The sequence below is a fragment of the Streptomyces sp. NPDC031479 genome, assembly GCF_055581065.1.
The window spans coordinates 16,945-34,506 of record NZ_JBVIKC010000017.1 but is presented as its reverse complement, the minus strand read 5'-3'; the positions used below and the strand labels follow the sequence as shown (position 1 = coordinate 34,506).

Here is a 17,562-nt window from a genome sequence, read left to right as displayed (position 1 = left end):
GGGTCCGGACCGCAGCGAATGCTGCCGGTCCGGACCCCCGGCCGTTTGCGCGTGGGCCGCGGCCGCGGCCGTTCGAGTGCGACGGTCAGGGCCGGACGGCTGCGTCGGCCCTCCGGACCCCCGTTCGGGGCAAAGGGGGCATCTGGCAGACTTGTGTGGGTTGTCCCAGGCGGCGCAGGACAGGAAACCGGTGCGAATCCGGTGCGGTCCCGCCACTGTGACCGGAGCTCCGCCCACCCGCGGGCCCCCGGGAGTCAGACACTGACGCGCCGCCTCTTCACTTCGACCGGGGACGAGGATCCCCCGGAGAGGCCTCGCATGTCGCGTTCCCGCGCAACCCTGCGCTCGATAGCCGCCCTCACCCTCCTGGTTCCGCTCGCCGCGTGCGGCGGCCCGGCCGACGGATCCGCCGGTGCCGCCCGGCCCGGCCCCGGAGCGCGGCCCGCGCCCGGGTTCCCGTACACCGTCACCAACTGCGGTGTCACCAGCACCTACCAGGCCCCGCCCGAGCGGGCCGTCACCATGAACCAGCACGCCACCGAGATCATGCTGGCCCTCGGACTGCAGGACCGGATGGTCGGCACGGCCTACCTCGACGACTCCGTGCTCCCCGCCTACCGGCCCGCCTACGACAAGATCAAGGTGCTGGCCGGGGAATACCCCTCCAAAGAGGTGCTCCTCGGAGCCGACCCCGACTTCGTGTACGGCGGTTACGCCAGCGCATTCGACAAGGGCCAGGGCCGGGACCGTGAAGGGCTCGCCCGGTCCGGCATCGGCTCCCGGCTGAGCGTGGAGTACTGCACCCGGGGCCCGGTCGGCCTCGCCCAGCTGAAGACCGAGATCACCGAGGTCGCCCGGACCTTCGGCGTGCCCGAACGCGGCGCGGCCCTCGTGGAGGACGAGCAGCGCCGCGTCGACGCCGTCACCGCGCGGCTGAAGGACGCGCCCAGGCCGTCCGTCTTCGTCTACGACTCCGGCGAGGGCTCCGCCTTCACCTCGGGCGGCAAGGGCGTCGGCAACGAGATCGTCACCCTCGCCGGAGGCACGAACGTCTTCGCCGACCTCGACGACACCTTCGGCGACGTGTCCTGGGAGAAGGTCATCGAGCGCAAGCCGGAGGTCGTCCTCATCCACGACTACGGCGGCACCACCGTGGAGTCCAAGAAGCAACGCCTGCTCAACGACCCGGCGCTGGCTCAGGTTCCCGCCGTGAAGAACCGGCGGTTCGTCGTACTGCCGCTCTCCTCCGCCGTACTCGGCGTACGCGTCGCCGACGCCGTCGAGTCCCTGGGCCGCCAACTCCACCCCGACGCCGCGTGAGGCGTCGCCGGACCGCCACCGTCCTCCTGCTCCTCGCCGCCGTGCTGGCGGCTTCGGCGGTGGCCGGGCTCGCCCTGGGGCCCGTACGGATCGCCCCCGGCCGGGTCCTCGACCTCGTCCTGGCCGGACCGGACGCGCCGGGCGGAGCCTTCGCCTCCATCGTGTGGGACGTCCGCATGCCGCGCGTCCTGCTCGGCACGGTCGTCGGCGCCGGACTCGCCGTCGCCGGCGCGGTGCTCCAGGCCCTCGTGCGCAACCCGCTCGCCGACCCCTTCCTGCTCGGCGCCTCATCGGGCGCCTCCGCGGGAGCCGTGCTCGTCATCGTCTTCGGTACGGCCGCCGGTGCGGGGGCCGCCGGGACCGCGGGCGGGGCCGGGGTGCCGCTCGCCGCGTTCGCCGGTTCGATGGCCGCGCTCGTCACCGTCCACGCCCTGGCCCGGCGCGGCGGCACCATGACCACCGGCCGGCTGATCCTGGCCGGGGTCGCCGTGCAGTACGTGCTCTCCGCCCTGACCAGCCTGGTGCTCGTACTGTCCGCGAGCCCCGACCAGATGCGCTCCGTGCTGTTCTGGACCCTGGGCGGCCTGGGCGGGGCCCGCTGGGACGAACTGGCCCTGCCCGCGGCCGCGCTGTTCGCCGGTACCGGCGTGCTCGTCACCCTGGCCCGGCCCCTCGACCTGCTGCTCGCGGGGGAGGAGGGCGCGCACACCCTCGGGCTGGACACCGGCCGGTTCCGGGCCGCCGCGTTCGTGCTCACCTCCCTCGTCATCGGGGTGCTGGTGGCCTCCAGCGGGGCGATCGGCTTCGTCGGGCTGATGGTTCCGCACGCCGCCCGGATGGTGGTGGGAGCCGGTCACCGGGCACTGCTGCCCGTCGCCGCGCTGGGCGGAGCCGTGTTCCTGACCCTGGCCGACCTGCTGGCCCGTACGGCGGCCGCGCCCGAGGAGATACCGGTCGGCGTGGTCACCGCCCTGGTGGGAGGGCCGTTCTTCCTGTGGATGCTGCGCAGGTCCGGACGCGGCGAGGGGGTGGGCGGATGACGGGGCGTCCGGTGGAACTCACCGTCGAGGCCGTGCGTTACGAGACCGACGGGCAGCCGCTGCTGCGCGGAGTCGACCTGACCGCCCGGCCGGGGGAGACGGTCGCCGTGGTCGGGCCGAACGGCAGTGGCAAGACCACGCTGCTGCGTTGCGTCTACGGGACTCTGCGGCCCACCGCCGGCCGCGTGCTCCTCGACGGGAGGGACGCGGGCTCGCTGAGCGTCAAGGAGCGGGCCAGGAAGGTGGCTGCCGTGCCCCAGGACGGCGCCGGCGCCCTGGGCCTGACGGTCCGAGAGGTCGTCGCCATGGGGCGCAGCCCGCACAAGCGGTTCTGGGAACAGGACGGCCCGGGAGACGCGGTGCGCGTCGACCGGGCCCTGGAGACGGTCGGCGCGACCGCCTTCGCGGCGCGGCGCTTCGAGGAGCTGTCCGGCGGCGAACGCCAGCGCGCGCTCGTCGCCCGCGCCCTCGTCCAGGAAACGGGCCTCCTCGCCCTGGACGAGCCGACCAACCACCTCGACATCCGCTACCAGCTGGAGGTCCTGGACCTGGTGCGCGGCCTGCCCACGACGAGCCTGCTGGTCCTGCACGACCTCAACCTGGCGGCGTCCTTCTGCGACCGGCTGTACGTCCTGGCGGGCGGCCGGGTGGTCGCGTCCGGGGCGCCGGGCGAGGTGCTGACGGAGGACCTGCTGGCCGAGGTCTACGGCGTCCGCACGCGCATCGGCACCCACCCGACCACGGGCGCCCCCAGCATCGTCTACCTCCCCCCGGACCCGGCCGCCGCACGACCGCGGTACGCGCCGGAGGGAACGGCGGCGCCCTGACGCCCGTTCACGGGACGTGCTGAATCTGCTGACGGGCCCCGCACTCGTGCTGCTGATCGCGGTTCCGCTGTTCCTGTGGGCGGCCTTCCGCAGGGCCGTGCGGTTCGCCCGGCACCGGCGCGGCTGCCGGGCAGCCCCGGCCACGCCGCGTTCGGTACGCGCGGTGCGGGCGCGGCGGCGGCCGGGCGTGAGGCCCCGGCCCGGTGGGCTCGGACGGGGGCGGGGGCGGGGGGCGAGGCGAGCGCCCGCCCGGCCGTGGCCGACCCGTTCCGACCGGACCCGTTCGACCGTACCCGGTCCGGGCCGGGGCCGGGGCTTGGGCCGGGGCTTGGGGTCACTCCTCGGGGAGGGCCAGGCGGCGCAGGAGGGGCAGGGCCTCGTCGAGGGGGACCGCGCGGAAGAATTCCGCATCGGCGGCCTCGACGGCGGCGATCGCCCGGGGTGCCAGCTCGGCGCCCGCCTCGGTGACCCGGAGCCGCTTGGCCCGGGTGTCGGCCGGGTCGACCTCCCGCTCGATGAGCCCCTTCTGCTCCAGGGCCCGCAGCACCTGGGAGGTCATTTTGACGTCCGTGCCGGCTTGGCGCGCCAGGGCCAGCTGGTTGGGGTGTTCGCCCTGGCCGTTGAGCCACCAGGCGCAGGCGAGCAGCACGAACTGCACGTGGGTGAGGCCGATCGGCGCCAGTGCCGCGGCGATGTCGCGCTGCCAGCGCAGCGTGGCGTGCCACAGCAGGAAGCCGGGGCTGTCGGCGGGCCGCAGCGCCATCAGAGCACCGCCGCCTCGTTCGCCTCGTCCGTCTCGGAAGTCCCGGCCGCCTCGGCCAGTCGGGTCAGCGCGGCCATGGTGTCCGGCCAGTCGGCGGTGATGCCGGGTCCGATCTCGGGGCCGGCCTCGTCCGCGCCCGTTCCGGTGATCTCCATCCGGTAGGTCACGCGGATCCGGCCCTGCCCGGCCGGGTCGACGCGGTGCAGGGTGCGCAGCAGCAGGCCCCCGAACCGGGCCTCGTCGACGAAGAGTTCGTCTTCCACGGCCTCCGCGATGAGCAGCGGGATCGGGTCCTCGCCGGGCGGGGTCATGGTGATGCGGGTGCCCACCGCGAACGGCCCGTCGATCTCGATCTTCTCGATCTCGGAGTTCCAGTCCGCCCAGCGCTCGACGTCGGCCCAGAGGTGCCAGACGGAGGAGGCGGTGGCGGTGGTCTCGACGCTGTGCTCGTAGGTCCACATGGTGCGGTCTCCCTCGACGGCTAATGTTCTGTCCACAGACTATCTACGCGTGGACTATCTGTCCACGGGTGACCCCGGAGCCCCTCCCGCCCGGACAGGCGGAGGGGCCCGCGGCGCACACTGCGCCGCGGGCCCCTCCTGGCGCTGCGATGTTCCCTGTCTAGCCGCCGTACGGGCGGGTGATGATCTCCATACCGTGCCCGTCCGGGTCCGGGAAGTAGACCCCGCGCCCGCCGTCGTTGTGGTTGATCTCGCCCGGGTGCTTGCCGTGCGGGTCGGCGAAGTACGGGATGCCCGCCGCCTGGATCTTCTCGAACGCCGCGTCGAACTCCGCCTCCGAGACGAGGAACGCGTAGTGCTGCACGGTGATGGACTCCGCCTGGATGGTGGCGAAGTCCAGGGTGACCCCGTTCGCGGTGGACACCGGGACGAAGGGGCCCCACTCGGGGCCGACTTCGAGGCCGAGGATGTGCGCCAGGAATTCGGCGGACTCCCGGTTGTCGCGGGAGTGGATGATCGTGTGGTTCAGCTGGACCGACATGGGTGAATGCCTCCGCAAGGCACGTCACGGCACCTCCATGCCTCACCCGGCCGGTGACCGACACGCGATGCCGTGCTCGTGATCCTAATCAGCCCGTCCGGGCGGAGTCCACCGATATCGCCACATGCGGGCCGCGGGCCTCACGGTCCGCCGTACACCTCCTTGACGTTGTCCCGCGCGGGGCGGCTCCGCCCGGCCGGGCCCGCGGCGAAGACCCGCAGCAGGTTCTCCGTCACCCGCGTGGTCAGCGCGCCGGCGCGCGCGTCCAGGCCGTGGTTGGCACCGCCGCGGCCGTCGCCCGACGCGTCGAGCGCCTCGACCCAGCGCATCGTGCCCGTCGCGAACACCCCCGCCCCGCCGGGCACGGTGTAGTAGGCCGAGTCCTGGTGGCTGGGCCGCCCCTCGCACACCACCGGGGAGTGGGCCAGGATCTCGATCGGGCGGGGCGTCGGGAAACCGGTGTTGACCTTGTCGTACTCCACGCCGACCAGGTGCGCGAAGCTGTCGCCGGCCTTGGCTCCCGTTCCCTCGAACAGCCAGTGGCCCGGGTTCGTCACCACGTACGGGGCGTCCACCGGGTACCCGTCGTAGATCACGCCGAGCAGGGAGCTCTCGGGGTCCGCCGCGGGCGGCGAGCGGAAGTCGACCGTGGCCGGGTGGCCCCGCTTGAAGCCGGGATCCTGGTCGTAGGAGGACTTGTAGCAGACCACCGTACGGTCCGGGCCCAGGTCCGAGGCCTCCAGCCGGATCCGGCGGAAGCAGCAGTTCGCACCCAGGACCGCGATGTTGGTGCCCGCGTCGCGGGCCGCGGTGAAGTGCGCGCGCTGCTCCGGCGACCAGTACTCGTCGTGACCGAGCGAGAGCACCGCCGACGCCCCTTCCAGCAGCCGCTTCTCCCGCGCCACATCGGTCGTCGTCGCGTACGCGAGGGGTATCCCGAGCCGCTCCGCCAGCGCGACCAGGGGTGCTTCGTAGACGAGGAACAGTCCCGCGCCGTCGTCGTACTCGTACGGCCGGTCGAAGGTCACGGTGAGCGAACGCGAGGCGTAGCCTCCACTCGGACCGTCGTAGCTGCCGTACCCGCCCCACCGGTTGTACGCCTGCCAGGTCGCCACCGCGTTGACGATCACCGTCCGGCCGGCCGTCGCCGCCGAGCGGACGGTGACCGGCACGAACCGCTGGCCCTCGCCTCCCTGCGCGTCGAGCCTCAGCAGGTAGCAGCCCTCGGGCCAGCCCTTGGTGTCAACCGAGGCGGTACGCGGCCACCGGGTGCGGACCATACGGGTCCCGGGCTCCACCGTGTGCTCCGGCTGGCGGACCCCGGGCAGCGCCTCCGAACGCCACACCAGGCGGGCCCGGGCCCCGCCGTACCAGCCCATCCGGTAGGCGGAGACGGTGAACCGGGGCGCGGTGGTCGACACGTGCAGCCCGAAGGACTCGCCGGGCAGGACCGACACCCGGTCCGCGAAGCCCTCGATGGCGCGGGCCGGACCGGCCTTGGTCACGTGCCAGTCGGCGTTGCCGGGCCGGGCGTTCTCGGCGTGCACGTCGAACCCCGCCCCCGGCGCGGGCGCCGACGCGGAGCCGTCCGGCTTCGGCCCCCGGTCCGCCCCTGCCCCCTTCGGCGCGTCACCGTCACCGGTCCCGCAGCCCGCCACCGCGCCGATCCCGGCGACCGTGGCCGCCCCCGTCGCCATGGCGAGAAAACGCCGCCGGCCGGCACCCTCGGCGCCGCCGGCTATGTGCTCCTGATCCATGCGGGCACGTTATGTCACGCCCGCCGCCTGCCCGGCACCGCGTCGGACAAGCGTCCTGCGGGCGGAGCGAGAAGTCGGAACAGGCTCCGGACGAGGATCGATCCGGGTTCAGCCCGTGACGTGGAACTCGTTCCCGCCGGCGTCGAGGAACTCACCCGGTTCCCGGTCGCGGTGGGTGACCTCCAGCCGCAGTCGGTTCCGCCCCGCCTTCGGCGCCGCAGGCGGCCCCATCACCAGGGAGACCGCGCTGGTGGGTCTGCGGCGAAGCCGGACGCCCCAGTCGTGGGACTCGACCGCGTGCCAGTCGGCCCGGGACTGCCAGAAGGCCGGCTGCGCGCGGCGGTCCTCCTCGGCGATGTCGAGGCAGACCGCGACGAGCCCGGAGTCGGCGAGCACGCCGGGATGGCCGGGACGCAGCACGCAGAACTCGTTGCCCTCCGGATCGGCCAGCACGTCCCAGGGGACGTCCCCCTGGCCGATGTCGGCCCGCCTCGCACCGAGCGTGAGCAGGCGCGCCACCTCGGCTTCCCAGTCCGGGCCCCCGGCCAGGTCGAGGTGGAGCCGGTTCTTGCCCGTCTTCGGCGTTGCCGTCGGCACGAACCGCAGGCGCAGACCGTCCGTCCTGCCCCGCGTCGCCTCCTGCCAGAAGCGGTCCATGCGCGCGACATCCAGTGCGTCGATCACGATCCCGGTCAGCATTCCGTTCCCCCAAGCCGTCGAATCCGTCGCCTGCTCATTGTCCCCCCGCCTGTGCGGGCCCGCCGTTGCTCCGGAGGAGCCGGCCGTTGATCGCTCCGCCCTCTGCCGAGCAGAGGAGCGTGACCCGGTTCGCGCAGTCCTGTGGCATGCCGAGGAGTCCCAGGGGAGTGATCCGGATCAGGTCCGCCTCCTGCTCCTCCGACATCCACCGAAGGCCCCACCCGATCAACCCACCCGGTCAACCCGCCCTGTCACCCCAGTCGTACCACCACCTCCTCGCTCGCCCCGGCGGCCGTGGTGAGGTTCCCGAACCGGAGCCGCAACTGCGGCCCCGGCACGAACGACAGCAGGCTCGGCGGCCTCGACACCACCGCGACGACGGGCCGGCCCCACACCACGTCCAACGCCTCCACCGCCCGGGCCGGGTCGGCGACGCACACCGTCGCCGTGCCGTCCTCCCTCTCCCGCACCGTGACCGAGCACGGAGCACTCGCCTCCAGCGGACCCGCCACCCCGGCCCGCCAGAAGTTGACGCCGGTGAAGCCGAGGGAACCCACCGCCACCCCCTGTGCCGCCTCGTCGTTGGCGAGGACGCTCATCCACCCCGACGCGGCGGCCCGTGCCCCGGTCCGGTCCGCCCCGGCCCCCGGGAGCAGCTGGTAGGCGTAGCCGGCGCCCGCCGGGTCCGTGCCGTGGTCGTACCAGAGGGTGAGGTAGCGCCGGGTCAGCGCGGTGGTGGAACCGCCCCGGTTCACCTCGCTCCAGCGGCCGGTACGCGCCTCCCGCAGGGCCCTGAAGGTTCCCGGGCCGTGCAGAACGTACCCGCCGAAGCCCGCCAGATGCGCCCACCCCGGGGCGGGGTACACCCCCGACCAGCCCTGCCCCGACGGCTGAACGGTCCCGTTCACCGTCAGGGCGTGGCCGCCTGCCGCCCCCAGGTTGCGGTTGTCGACGACCGTCTCGACCACGACCCCGTCCGAGGCGCGGATCCCCGACCCCAGACAGACCACCGTGTCGCCCAGGAAGAACCACGACTTCCGGGCCTCCAGCGTGCTGCCGAGGCCGCGCAGGTGCTGGCCCACCGACGCGAACTCCCCGTCGGTGCTCCCGCCCACCCACGCCGCGTCGGGCTTCGGTGCGCCCCAGTCGCCGCCCGCACCGTCGGCCAGGGCCTTGCGCGCCACCGTGGTGCCGGGCAGCCGGTAGGGGTCGACGGTGGGCCAGAAGGCGTCCGAGTACTGGCCGTTGCCGTACGAGGACCCCCACCAGGCGAGCATTCCGCTGCCGGTGTGCCAGCCCCGCAGGTTCTCACCGTTTCCCGTCTCGTAGTGGGCGATGCGCCGCGAGGCCAGGGAGAGCGAGGCCGCCCAGCCGGGCCGCCGGTGCGTGGCCCGGTCCATCGAGGAGAACAGCCGGTGCCCGACGGGCTCGGGCAGCGCCGTCACCGAGGCGTCGGCTTCGAGCCCGGCCAGCGCCGCGAGCGAGGCCAGCCCCAGGCTGCGGTCAGCCGCCGGGGGACTGTAGTGGGCCCGCGCCGCCCACCCCTTCACCAGTCCTCGCCAGCGGGCGCGTTCGGCCGGACTCGCGCCTTCGGCGAGCTGCAGGATCGCGGCCAGCAGCACGTGCCCCCGGGTGTGGTCGTCCTGCTGTACCGGCTGCACCTGCCGTGCGTCCAGGGCGGCGATCCCCCTGCTGACCGCCCGCCCGGACACGCAGTCCATGGCCAGCCCATTGAACAGGAAGGGTGCCCAGGCCCGCTCCACCGCGTCGAAGACGATCCGAGCCCCCGGATCCGTGACCTCCCAGGGGGTGCCCTTCAACAGCGCGAACAGCAGCCCCAGACCGCCCAGGAGCACCGCCCCGTAGGTCCCCGCGTACGGCACCCAGGTGTGCTGGACGAACGACCCGTCGCGGTAGAGCCCGTCCCCGCCGATGACGTACGGGAAGACCGGCGCGAGCGCCTCCCCGGCCAGGGCGATCTTCGCCGGATCCGCGCCCACCACCCCGCGCACGGCAAGCACCCGGCACAGGTCGACCCGGTTGGCCCCCGTGCTCGTCCCGCCGTAGACGGCCACGGCGGAGTCCGGCACGAAGTGGTCCACCGCCGCGCAGAACGCGGCGCGCCGGTCCGGGGTCAACTCCCCGTACAGCAGCACGCACATGTCCAGCAGCGCCTGCGGCGCCCCGATCTGCCAGCAGAACCAATTGCCGTACCGCACCTGGCCCGCGTGGTACACCTGCGCGTGCATCCGGTCGAGGCCGCCGAGCAGAGCCGACAGCAACGCCGCGTCCCCGGTGAGGCCGGTGCCCGGCCGGACATAGGCCTCCGCCATCGTCCGCAACCGGTAGTAGCTCTGCATCATCTTCTCGGGATCCGTGGCGAACCCCAGATCGGGCCAGAGCGAACCGGGTGCCGGGGCCATCGCGGCCGCCCACCCCCGGGCCGTCTCCCCGAGCTCGGCCAGCCGTGAACGGAACGGCTCGGCGTTCGCCGAGAATCCGTCGCCCAGCACCAGGTGCCGCCAGGCCGCACGCAGGGCGGCCCAGTCCACCGTCGCTGGTGTGGCCCCCGCCCGTACGGCGGGCGCGCCCAGCAGCGCGCCTCCGCCCGCCGCGGAGAGGAAGGCGCGCCGACTCCACACGTCCGTCATCGCATGCTCCTTTTCCGATCCCCACCGGCCCCCTCGGCCCGGTGCCCGTCTTCGTTCGCCGTGACCCGCCGTCATTCGACGTGCTCGCGGTAGCGGTCGATCACCTCCCGCAGCACTTCGGCGCCGTCGCGGGCCCACAGCCCCGGATGGAAGATCTCCACCTCGACCGGCCCCCGGTAGCCGGCGGCGTCCGCCGCCTCCCGGAACCCCCGCAGGTCGACGCAGCCGTCGCCCAGTTGCCCCCGACCGAGCAGCACCCCCTCGGGGAGCGGGGTCACCCAGTCGGCCACCTGCACGGACACGATCCGCCCGGCCTCACCGGCCCGCCGCAGGTCCGCCTCCAGCCGCTCGTCCCACCACACGTGATAGGAGTCGGCCACCACACCCACCTGGTGCGCCGGATACCGTTCGGCGATGTCGAGGGCCTGGCCCAGGGTGGAGACCACGCAACGGTCGGCCGCGAACATCGGATGCAGCGGCTCGATCCCCAGCCGCACCCCGTGCCCGGAGGCCCAGGGCGCCAGCTCGTCCAGGACGCCGGCGATCCTGCGCCGTGCCTCCGCCAGATCGCGCTCGCCCTCCGCCAGCCCGCCCGAGACGAGCACCAGGGTGTCCGCCCCCAGCTCGGCCGCCTCCTCGACCGCACGCCTGTTGTCAGCGAGCGCGACGGCCCGGCCGGTAAGGTCGGAGGCGGTGAAGAACCCGCCGCGGCACAGGGAGCTGACGCGCAGTCCGGAGCCGGCGACCAGTTTCGCCGTCTCCCGCACCCCGAAACGGCGTACGGGGTCCCGCCACAGCCCCACGGCACCCACCCCGGCCTCGGCACACCCGGCCACCAGCTCCGGCAGCGACCACTGCCGGACCGTCTCCTGGTTGAGGCTCAGCCGGTCCGGCGCACCGACCCGGTTCACGAGCCCGCTCCGTGCGCCGCGAGGAGCCCGCGCATCCTGTCGGCGGCCAGCTCCGGATCGGGGAACAGGCCCAGCAGGTCGGCCCGTTCGTACGCGGTCGCCAGGTGCGGGAGAGAACGGGCCGACTGGTGCCCGCCCAGGAGCGTGAAGTGCTCCTGGTACCCCGCGAGCCAGGCCAGCAGGACGATCCCCGTTTTGTAATGGCGGGTCGGCGGGGCGAAAAGGTGCCGGGCCAGGGCCACCGTCGGATCCAGCAGTGCCCGGAATCCGGCAGGGTCCCCCAGATCGAGGGCCTGGGCCGCGCGGGCGGCGATCGGGGCGATCGGGTCGAAGATCCCCAGCAGGGCGTCGCTGGCGAACTCCCCGTCCCCGGCGATCAGCTGCGGATAGTGGTGGTCGTCACCGGTGTAGCAGCGCACACCCGCCGGGAGCCGCCGTCTGAGGTCGCCCTCCCGCTCCGCGTCCAGCAGCGAGATCTTGACCCCTTCCACCCTCCCCGGGCACTCGGAAACGATCTTCAGTACGACGTCCGTCGCCTCGTCGAGGTCGTCGTGGCCCCAGTAGCCCTCCAGCCCGGGGTCGAACATCGGTCCCAGCCAGTGCAGGACGACCGGACGGGTGCTCTGCCGCAGGAGGCCGCCGTAGACCTCCAGATAGTCCTCCGGGGAGCGAGCTGCGGCGGCCAGGGCGCGGGAGGCCATCAGGACGGCCCCCGCACCACAGGACTCCACGTAGGCGAGCTGCTCCTCGTACGCGGCGGTGATCGCCGCCAGGGGGTGCGGGCGCCCCGCGGGGAGCTGGTCGGTCCCCGCGCCGCAGACGATGCGGCCGCCCACGGTCCGGGCCTCGGCCGCCGAACGGCGGATCAGCTCCGCCGCGCCCGGCCAGTCCAGGCCCATGCCCCGCTGGGCGGTGTCCATCGCCTCGGCGACCCCGAGGCCCAGGGCCCACAGCCGGTGGCGGAAGGCGAGCGTGGCCTCCCAGTCGACCACCGGGCCACCCGCCTCCGGTGCCGGGGCTGTGGCCACGTGCGCGGCGGAGTAGAGGACACGGCTGCGGGCCGGTCCGCGGCTGAACGGCCCGAGCGGAGCCCGCGACGGCCGGTGCCGACGGAACCCGCCGTCCGCCGAGGGGAGCCGGATCCCGTTCACAGCACGACCTCCGGCACCGGCAGCCTGCGGCCCTCCGCGCTGGAGCGCAGCCCGAGGCGGGCCAGTTGTACCCCCCGCGCACCCGCCAGCAGGTCCCACCGCCAGGGTTCGTCCCGCACGACGTGACGCAGGAAGAGCTCCCACTGGGCCTTGAAGGCGTTGTCCGCCGGGCTGCTGTCCGGTACCTCCTGCCACTGCGCCCGGAACGGCTCGGTCTGTGCGAGATCCGGATTCCACACCGGTTTCGGGGTCGAGGCCCGGTGCTGGACCCGGCAGCCGCGCAGCCCCGCCACCGCCGACCCGTGCGTCCCGTCCACCTGGAACTCCACCAGCTCGTCGCGGTGGACCCGGACGGCCCAGGACGAGTTGATCTGGGCGACGGCCCCGCCCTCCAGCTCGAAGATGCCGTACGCGGCGTCGTCCGCCGTGGCCTCGTACGGTGTGCCGTCCTCGTCCCAGCGGCGGCCGATGTGGGTGCGGGTGAGGGCCTGCACCGTGCGGATCCGGCCGAACAGCTCGTGCAGCAGGTACTCCCAGTGCGGGAACATGTCGGCGACGATGCCTCCGCCGTCCTGCTCCCGGTAGTTCCACGAGGGCCGTTGCGCCGGCTGCCGGTCGCCTTCGAAGACCCAGTAGCCGAACTCGCCGCGCACGGACAGGACCTCGCCGAAGAACCCGCCCTCGATCAGCCGCCTCAGCTTCAGCAGGCCCGGCAGGAACAGCTTGTCCTGCACCACGCCGTGCTTGACCCCCGCGGCCGCGGCGAGCCCGGCCAGCTCCAGTGCGGACTCGAAGGTCAGGGCCGTGGGTTTCTCGCAGTACACGTGCTTCCCGGCGGCGATGGCCTGACGGACCGCCGCCTCCCGTGCGGCGGTCACCTGGGCGTCGAAGTAGACCTCCACCTCCGGGTCGGCCAGTACGGCCGTCAGATCGGTGGAGACGTGCTCCAGGCCGTGCCGCTCGGCGATGGCCCGGAGGGCCGGCTCCCGGCGCCCCACCAGGACGGGCTCCGGCCACAGCACCGTCCCGTCCCCGAGGTCCAGCCCGCCCTGTTCCCGCAGGGCCAGCAGGGAGCGGACCAGATGCTGGCGGTACCCCATCCGCCCGGTCACGCCGTTCATCGCGATCCTGATCGTCCTGCGTTCCATGGTGTCCGCGTCCCTCCGTGCCGGTCGTTCCTTCTCGATAGAAAGCGCTTTCTGTCCCATCAGGCTAGAGCCGCTCACCTCCGCGACACAACACACGTTCGAGTGATGGAAAGCGCTTGCCCGATCGAGCAGAATGGAGATCCACACACCGGACGAGACGATGACCCGGACGAACGGCCGGGCCGAGGAGGAGGGGTTCGAGATGGCGGTGACTCTTGCCGAGGTCGCGGCGCGAGCGGGGGTGTCGTCCGCCACGGTCTCCCGCGTGCTCAACGGCGGATACCCGGTGGCCGGTGGCACCCGCACCCGTGTGGAGCAGGCCGTGGAGGAACTGGGCTACATCGCCAACGCCCCCGCCCGCGCGCTGGCCGTGGCCACCTCCGATCTGGTCGGCGTGCTCGTCCACGATGTGGCCGACAGCTTCTTCGGCATCCTCGCGGGCTCCCTGCAGAGCGCGCTCGATCCCGCCGGGCCCGGGGAGGCGCGAAGACTGGCCGTGGTCTGCAACACGGCGGGCGACCCGGACGCCGAGTCCGCCTACCTCGGGTTGCTGGAGGGCCAGCGGGCCGGCGGAGTCGTGCTCACGGGCGGGGCCGCCGAGGATCCGGACCACACCGCCGCGCTCGCCGCCCGCGTCTCCCGGATGGCGGCCGGAGGGACGCGCGTGGTCCTGTGCGGGCGCCCGCCGTTGCCGCTGCCCCCGGCACCGACCGTCGCCACCATCACGTTCGACGACCGCGGAGGTGCCTTCCGACTCGCCGAACACCTGATGACGCTCGGCCACCGGCACATCGCCTACCTGGCGGGCCCGCCGGGACTGAGCACCACCCGGGAGCGGCTCGCCGGCCACCGGGCCGCCCTGGGGCGGCACGATCAGGCCCGGTCCGACGCCTGCGCCGCGCTCACCGTGCACGCCGGCTTCGAGCGCTCCGCGGGCTATGACGCCACCCGCGAACTGTTGCGCCGGGGAAGACCCTTCACCGCCGTGGCCGCCGCCAACGACACCGTCGCCACCGGAGCCGCCGCCGCCCTGCGCGAAGCGGGCCTGCGGATCCCCGAGGACGTGTCCGTCGCGGGCTTCGACGACCTGCCGTTCGCCACGGACACGGCTCCCGCCCTCACCACCGTCCGGGTGCCGCTGCGCGAGGCGGGCCTGCTGGCGGCGCAGCTGGTGACCGGACGCCGGGCCCTCCCGCCGGGGGGCATCACCACCCTGCCCACCGAACTCATCGTGCGGGGTTCCACCGCCCCGCCGCCGGCCGGACGGAGGAGACCGTGAGGTTCGCCTTCTCCACACTGGGCGTGCCCGGGACCTCCCTCGCCCGGAGCGCCCGGCTGGCAGCCGAGCACGGCTACGACGGCCTCGAACTGCGGGCCCACTCCGAGGAACCGCTGCATGCCGGGAGTCCTCACGCGGACCGGGCGGCCGGGCTGCGGGCCGTCACCCGGGCCGGGGTGAGCGTCCTCGCGGTGGCCGGATACGCCAGGGTGGCGGCGGCCGGGGAGGACGGGCCGGTCCTCGCCGAGCTGCGGGACCTGGTCCGGCTCGCGGCCGATCTCGAAGCCCCGTACGTCCGGGTCTTCCCCGGTGGGGGTGATCTGCCCGAGACCGAAGCCGATGCCCACGCCGTCCGGCGGCTGTGCGCGGCGGCCCCCTTCGCGGCCCGGCACGGAGTGCGGATCCTGCTGGAGACCCACGATTCGCACCGCACCGCGGCCGCCGCCGCCCGGGTGCTCGACGCCGTCGCACACCCCGGCGCGGGCGCGTTGTGGGACGTGCTCCACACCTGGCTGGGCGGTGAGGCTCCGGCCGAGTCGAGCCGGTTGCTGGGCGCCCACCTCGGCTACCTCCAGGTGAAGGACGTGGCGTCCGCGCGGGAGCTCACCCCGCTCGGGCTCGGCGCCGGAGTGCTGCCGCTGGCCGAGGCGGTGGCCCGGGCGCCGGCGGGGGGATGGCTGTGCTGGGAGTACGAGAAGCGCTGGTACCCCGAGGCCGCGGAACTGGCCCGAGGGCTCGCGGGAGGACGGGAGCACCTGGTGCGACTGGTGGCCGCGGCCGGTCAGGCGGAGTGGGCCAGACGGCCCGGGTCCACCGGGTAGCGGAAGCCGAGGCCGCGTGCGTACCGCTCCAGCTCCTCGACGGCGCTCGTCGCCAGCCGGTCCAGCTCACCGCCGAGTGATCCGGCGACGTGCGGGGTGAGCAGTACGTTCGGGAGGTTGAAGAGCGGCGAGGTGGCCGGCAGCACCTCGGGTTCGGTGTGGTCGAGCACGGCGTGCAGCCTCCCGGCGACCAGTTCCTCGGTCAGGGCCGCAGTGTCGACGAGCGCGCCCCGCGCCGTGTTGACGAGGGTCGCGCCGTCCGGCATCAGGGCCAGCCGGGAGGCGTCGAGCAGATGGCGGGTCTGCGGGAGCGCCGGGGCGTGCAGGCTCACCACGTCACTGCGACGCAGCAGTTCGTCCAGCGGGCAGAGCTCCCCGCCGAGAGCGGCGACCTCGGCGGCGTCGGCGTACGGATCGTGCACGAGGACCCGCAGGTCGAAGGGGCGCAGCAGTTCCAGCACCCGCCGTCCGATCAGGGAGGCGCCCACGAGCCCCACGGTGCGCCGGTAGTTGCCGGCCTCCGGGTAGCGGCGCAGCAGGTCCACCGGCCCGCGCAGGGAGCGGTAGGCGTGCGCGGACTCCAGCACCCGTTTGTTGGCGAACAGGATCGCGGCGAGCGTGTACTCGGCGACCGGTACCGCGTTGGCGGCGGCCGCGCTGGAGACCAGCAGTCCCCGTTCCCAGCAGGCGGCGGTCACGTGGTGCTTGACGCTCCCGGCGGAGTGGACGACGGCTCGCAGCCGCGGCATCCGGCGCAGCGCCTCCTCGTCGAGCGGCGGGCAGCCCCAGCCGGTGAACAGCACCTCGGCGCGGGCCAGCCGGCCGGGGAGCGACGGGTCGTCGTCCCGGGTGAAGTCGCTGACCAGCAGCTCGGGGTCGACATCGGCGACGCGCAGCAGCTCCGGCAGGACCCGGCGGGTCAGCACGGCCTCACGGGTGGCGGGGCTCATGGCGAGCACGGTGGTGGGCCGGGAGGAGAGGTCGGGACGGGTCACTTGACGGCTCCTGCGGTGAGACCCGGGCGCCGGAAGCGCCGGTGGCGGGGGAAGGTCGGCGCGAGGGGGACATGAACAGGCCGGAGGCCGGGACTCACGGATGGAGCCGCTCGTCGTGGATGCCGTTCCGGATGGCCGTGCGGGTGAACAGGGAGATCGTCACAAAGCCCGGCAGCGGCTCGGGGAACGACACGTGCGTGGGGACACGGAGTTCACCCGCACCGTCCTGTGGGCCGTCCATCGTCGCCCGGTCGGGTGCGGCGCACCCCTCGCCCGCGAGGGCGGGGCGGGGGTGTCGAAGCTGCGCGACATGGAGCGGCTCCTGCGGGCGACCGCGTGCGGCGACGGGTGGGAGAACGCAGCCATCTTTTGCGCGGGCCGCCGCACCGTCAAGAGCGAACGCACGGGTCGACCAGCACGATCACTTCGCAGTGATCACGCCCGGACGTTCAGGCGGGGGAGCAGGTTCCAGGTGCCGGTGCGGGCCCTCGTCCCCGGCCGGCCGGTCCAGCAGCAGGTCCGCCGCCCGCGCGCACCTCGTACTCCGCAGGCGCCCCGCGGACAGCGGTACGCCGGCCGGCCCGGCCACCTCGTCGTCACCCCACCCGTCGTCACCGCGGCGCACAGCCGGTCCAGGGTCCGCGCGAGCCGGTGTGCCACCGACAGCCGGCCCGGCCCGGAACCCGGCCCGGTCCTGGCGCCCGACGCAGCGTCCATGGCACCCCCGCGCCCGGCGGCGCTCCCCTCGGCGCCCACCGGCGGTAACGCCGTCGCCGGCTCCGGTCCGAACGCGGCCAGGGCCGCCTCGTACCCGGCCCGCAGCCGCGCCGCTGTCGGCGTCTCCCGGTCGGCCGGGGCGATGCGCCGGTGGCCCCGCTCCACCCGATGCCCGTACCGCCCCGGCCGCGCCGTGCGCGTCGTCCGACCCCACCCGACGCCGCCGCCGGATGCCCGGGTGGCGCCGACCGCTCCACCAGTACGACCGGAACCGGCAACTCCGCCGTTCAGGCGTCCTCGCCGGGGGCCGGCACACCGGCGTTCCAGTTCGGGGTGGGCGGCAACCGGTCGCCCCTGGCCGACGGCAGCCGGTCCGCCCGTGTCCGGTTCTCGCCCGGCAGGTGGCGCGTCAGCCCCACGGCCGGCCGCGCGCCCCGCGCCTCGACCGCTTTCCGCGCCCCGCAGGACGTCCGCGAAGCAG

16 protein-coding genes and 1 riboswitch are annotated in these 17,562 nt (G+C 74.2%); of the genes, 5 read left to right on the top strand and 11 right to left on the bottom strand.

Translation table 11 applies throughout. From position 1 onward, the window contains the following. Positions 1–139: 139 nt before the first annotated feature. Positions 140–284, top strand: a riboswitch (cobalamin riboswitch). A gap of 34 nt (positions 285–318) precedes the next feature. The 3 genes from ACZ5D2_RS20365 to ACZ5D2_RS20355 are packed head-to-tail and all read left to right on the top strand — an operon-like array spanning position 319 to position 3,187. Then, positions 319–1,320 carry an ABC transporter substrate-binding protein gene (locus ACZ5D2_RS20365; protein ID WP_468930884.1) on the top strand — a complete coding sequence of 334 codons (1,002 nt, stop codon included), beginning with the start codon at positions 319–321 and terminating at the stop codon, positions 1,318–1,320. Next, positions 1,317–2,360, top strand: coding sequence for a FecCD family ABC transporter permease (locus ACZ5D2_RS20360; protein WP_371675241.1), 1,044 nt, complete (start codon positions 1,317–1,319; stop codon positions 2,358–2,360). Before ACZ5D2_RS20365 ends, ACZ5D2_RS20360 begins: the two co-directional genes overlap by 4 nt. Continuing rightward, complete coding sequence (locus ACZ5D2_RS20355; protein ID WP_371675240.1) at positions 2,357–3,187, top strand: ABC transporter ATP-binding protein; 831 nt, start codon at positions 2,357–2,359, stop codon at positions 3,185–3,187. The genes ACZ5D2_RS20360 and ACZ5D2_RS20355 overlap by 4 nt, the downstream gene beginning before the upstream one ends. A 334-nt stretch (positions 3,188–3,521) precedes the next feature. On the opposite strand, the gene ACZ5D2_RS20350 is transcribed toward ACZ5D2_RS20355, so the two are convergent. The 9 genes from ACZ5D2_RS20350 to ACZ5D2_RS20310 form a co-directional block, all read right to left on the bottom strand. Beyond that, positions 3,522–3,950: a MarR family winged helix-turn-helix transcriptional regulator gene (locus tag ACZ5D2_RS20350; RefSeq protein WP_371675239.1), complete on the bottom strand. Its 429-nt coding sequence runs from the start codon at positions 3,948–3,950 to the stop codon at positions 3,522–3,524. Further along, a complete protein-coding gene (locus ACZ5D2_RS20345) occupies positions 3,950–4,447 on the bottom strand; it encodes an SRPBCC family protein (protein ID WP_468930879.1) in 498 nt (165 codons plus the stop codon). The genes ACZ5D2_RS20350 and ACZ5D2_RS20345 overlap by 1 nt, the downstream gene beginning before the upstream one ends. Positions 4,448–4,571: 124 nt before the next feature. Beyond that, the gene (locus tag ACZ5D2_RS20340; RefSeq protein ID WP_371675237.1) at positions 4,572–4,952 is read right to left on the bottom strand and encodes a VOC family protein; all 381 of its coding nucleotides are present in this window, start codon (positions 4,950–4,952) and stop codon (positions 4,572–4,574) included. Between the two features lie 140 nt (positions 4,953–5,092). Beyond that, positions 5,093–6,709, bottom strand: a complete 1,617-nt coding sequence (locus ACZ5D2_RS20335) for a N,N-dimethylformamidase beta subunit family domain-containing protein (protein WP_371675236.1) — start codon at positions 6,707–6,709, stop codon at positions 5,093–5,095. 108 nt (positions 6,710–6,817) lie between these two features. Further along, positions 6,818–7,408 (bottom strand): VOC family protein, encoded by a 591-nt coding sequence (locus ACZ5D2_RS20330; RefSeq protein WP_468930876.1) that lies wholly within the window; start codon positions 7,406–7,408, stop codon positions 6,818–6,820. Between the two features lie 251 nt (positions 7,409–7,659). Further along, a complete protein-coding gene (locus ACZ5D2_RS20325) occupies positions 7,660–10,059 on the bottom strand; it encodes a polysaccharide lyase 8 family protein (RefSeq protein ID WP_371675234.1) in 2,400 nt (799 codons plus the stop codon). Between the two features lie 71 nt (positions 10,060–10,130). After that, positions 10,131–10,970, bottom strand: coding sequence for a sugar phosphate isomerase/epimerase family protein (locus ACZ5D2_RS20320; protein ID WP_371675233.1), 840 nt, complete (start codon positions 10,968–10,970; stop codon positions 10,131–10,133). Beyond that, entirely contained in the window at positions 10,967–12,121 is a 1,155-nt protein-coding gene (locus ACZ5D2_RS20315) for a dihydrodipicolinate synthase family protein (protein ID WP_371675232.1), read from the bottom strand. The genes ACZ5D2_RS20320 and ACZ5D2_RS20315 overlap by 4 nt, the downstream gene beginning before the upstream one ends. After that, a complete protein-coding gene (locus ACZ5D2_RS20310) occupies positions 12,118–13,269 on the bottom strand; it encodes a Gfo/Idh/MocA family protein (RefSeq protein ID WP_371675231.1) in 1,152 nt (383 codons plus the stop codon). The genes ACZ5D2_RS20315 and ACZ5D2_RS20310 overlap by 4 nt, the downstream gene beginning before the upstream one ends. A gap of 202 nt (positions 13,270–13,471) precedes the next feature. Between ACZ5D2_RS20310 and ACZ5D2_RS20305 the strand changes: the two genes are divergently transcribed. Further along, positions 13,472–14,548 (top strand): LacI family DNA-binding transcriptional regulator, encoded by a 1,077-nt coding sequence (locus tag ACZ5D2_RS20305; RefSeq protein ID WP_371681079.1) that lies wholly within the window; start codon positions 13,472–13,474, stop codon positions 14,546–14,548. Next, on the top strand, positions 14,545–15,369 hold the full coding sequence (locus ACZ5D2_RS20300; protein ID WP_371675230.1) for a sugar phosphate isomerase/epimerase family protein: 825 nt from the start codon (positions 14,545–14,547) through the stop codon (positions 15,367–15,369). Before ACZ5D2_RS20305 ends, ACZ5D2_RS20300 begins: the two co-directional genes overlap by 4 nt. On the opposite strand, the gene ACZ5D2_RS20295 is transcribed toward ACZ5D2_RS20300, so the two are convergent. Both ACZ5D2_RS20295 and ACZ5D2_RS20290 read right to left on the bottom strand, forming a co-directional pair. After that, on the bottom strand, positions 15,330–16,319 hold the full coding sequence (locus tag ACZ5D2_RS20295; RefSeq protein ID WP_371681078.1) for a hydroxyacid dehydrogenase: 990 nt from the start codon (positions 16,317–16,319) through the stop codon (positions 15,330–15,332). The genes ACZ5D2_RS20300 and ACZ5D2_RS20295 overlap by 40 nt on opposite strands. Before the next feature lie 480 nt (positions 16,320–16,799). Then, positions 16,800–17,246, bottom strand: a complete 447-nt coding sequence (locus ACZ5D2_RS20290; RefSeq protein WP_371675229.1) for a hypothetical protein — start codon at positions 17,244–17,246, stop codon at positions 16,800–16,802. Positions 17,247–17,562: the final 316 nt, after the last annotated feature.

What these genes read in the sequence shown, in the direction of transcription:
- ACZ5D2_RS20365 (WP_468930884.1), top strand. Translation starts at nt 319, where the DNA reads ATGTCGCGTTCCCGCGCAACCCTGCGCTCGATAGCCGCCCTCACCCTC.
- ACZ5D2_RS20355 (WP_371675240.1), top strand. Translation starts at nt 2,357, where the DNA reads ATGACGGGGCGTCCGGTGGAACTCACCGTCGAGGCCGTGCGTTACGAG.
- ACZ5D2_RS20350 (WP_371675239.1), bottom strand. Translation starts at nt 3,950, where the DNA reads ATGGCGCTGCGGCCCGCCGACAGCCCCGGCTTCCTGCTGTGGCACGCC.
- ACZ5D2_RS20340 (WP_371675237.1), bottom strand. Translation starts at nt 4,952, where the DNA reads ATGTCGGTCCAGCTGAACCACACGATCATCCACTCCCGCGACAACCGG.
- ACZ5D2_RS20335 (WP_371675236.1), bottom strand. Translation starts at nt 6,709, where the DNA reads ATGGATCAGGAGCACATAGCCGGCGGCGCCGAGGGTGCCGGCCGGCGG.
- ACZ5D2_RS20330 (WP_468930876.1), bottom strand. Translation starts at nt 7,408, where the DNA reads ATGCTGACCGGGATCGTGATCGACGCACTGGATGTCGCGCGCATGGAC.
- ACZ5D2_RS20325 (WP_371675234.1), bottom strand. Translation starts at nt 10,059, where the DNA reads ATGACGGACGTGTGGAGTCGGCGCGCCTTCCTCTCCGCGGCGGGCGGA.
- ACZ5D2_RS20310 (WP_371675231.1), bottom strand. Translation starts at nt 13,269, where the DNA reads ATGGAACGCAGGACGATCAGGATCGCGATGAACGGCGTGACCGGGCGG.
- ACZ5D2_RS20305 (WP_371681079.1), top strand. Translation starts at nt 13,472, where the DNA reads ATGGCGGTGACTCTTGCCGAGGTCGCGGCGCGAGCGGGGGTGTCGTCC.
- ACZ5D2_RS20295 (WP_371681078.1), bottom strand. Translation starts at nt 16,319, where the DNA reads ATGAGCCCCGCCACCCGTGAGGCCGTGCTGACCCGCCGGGTCCTGCCG.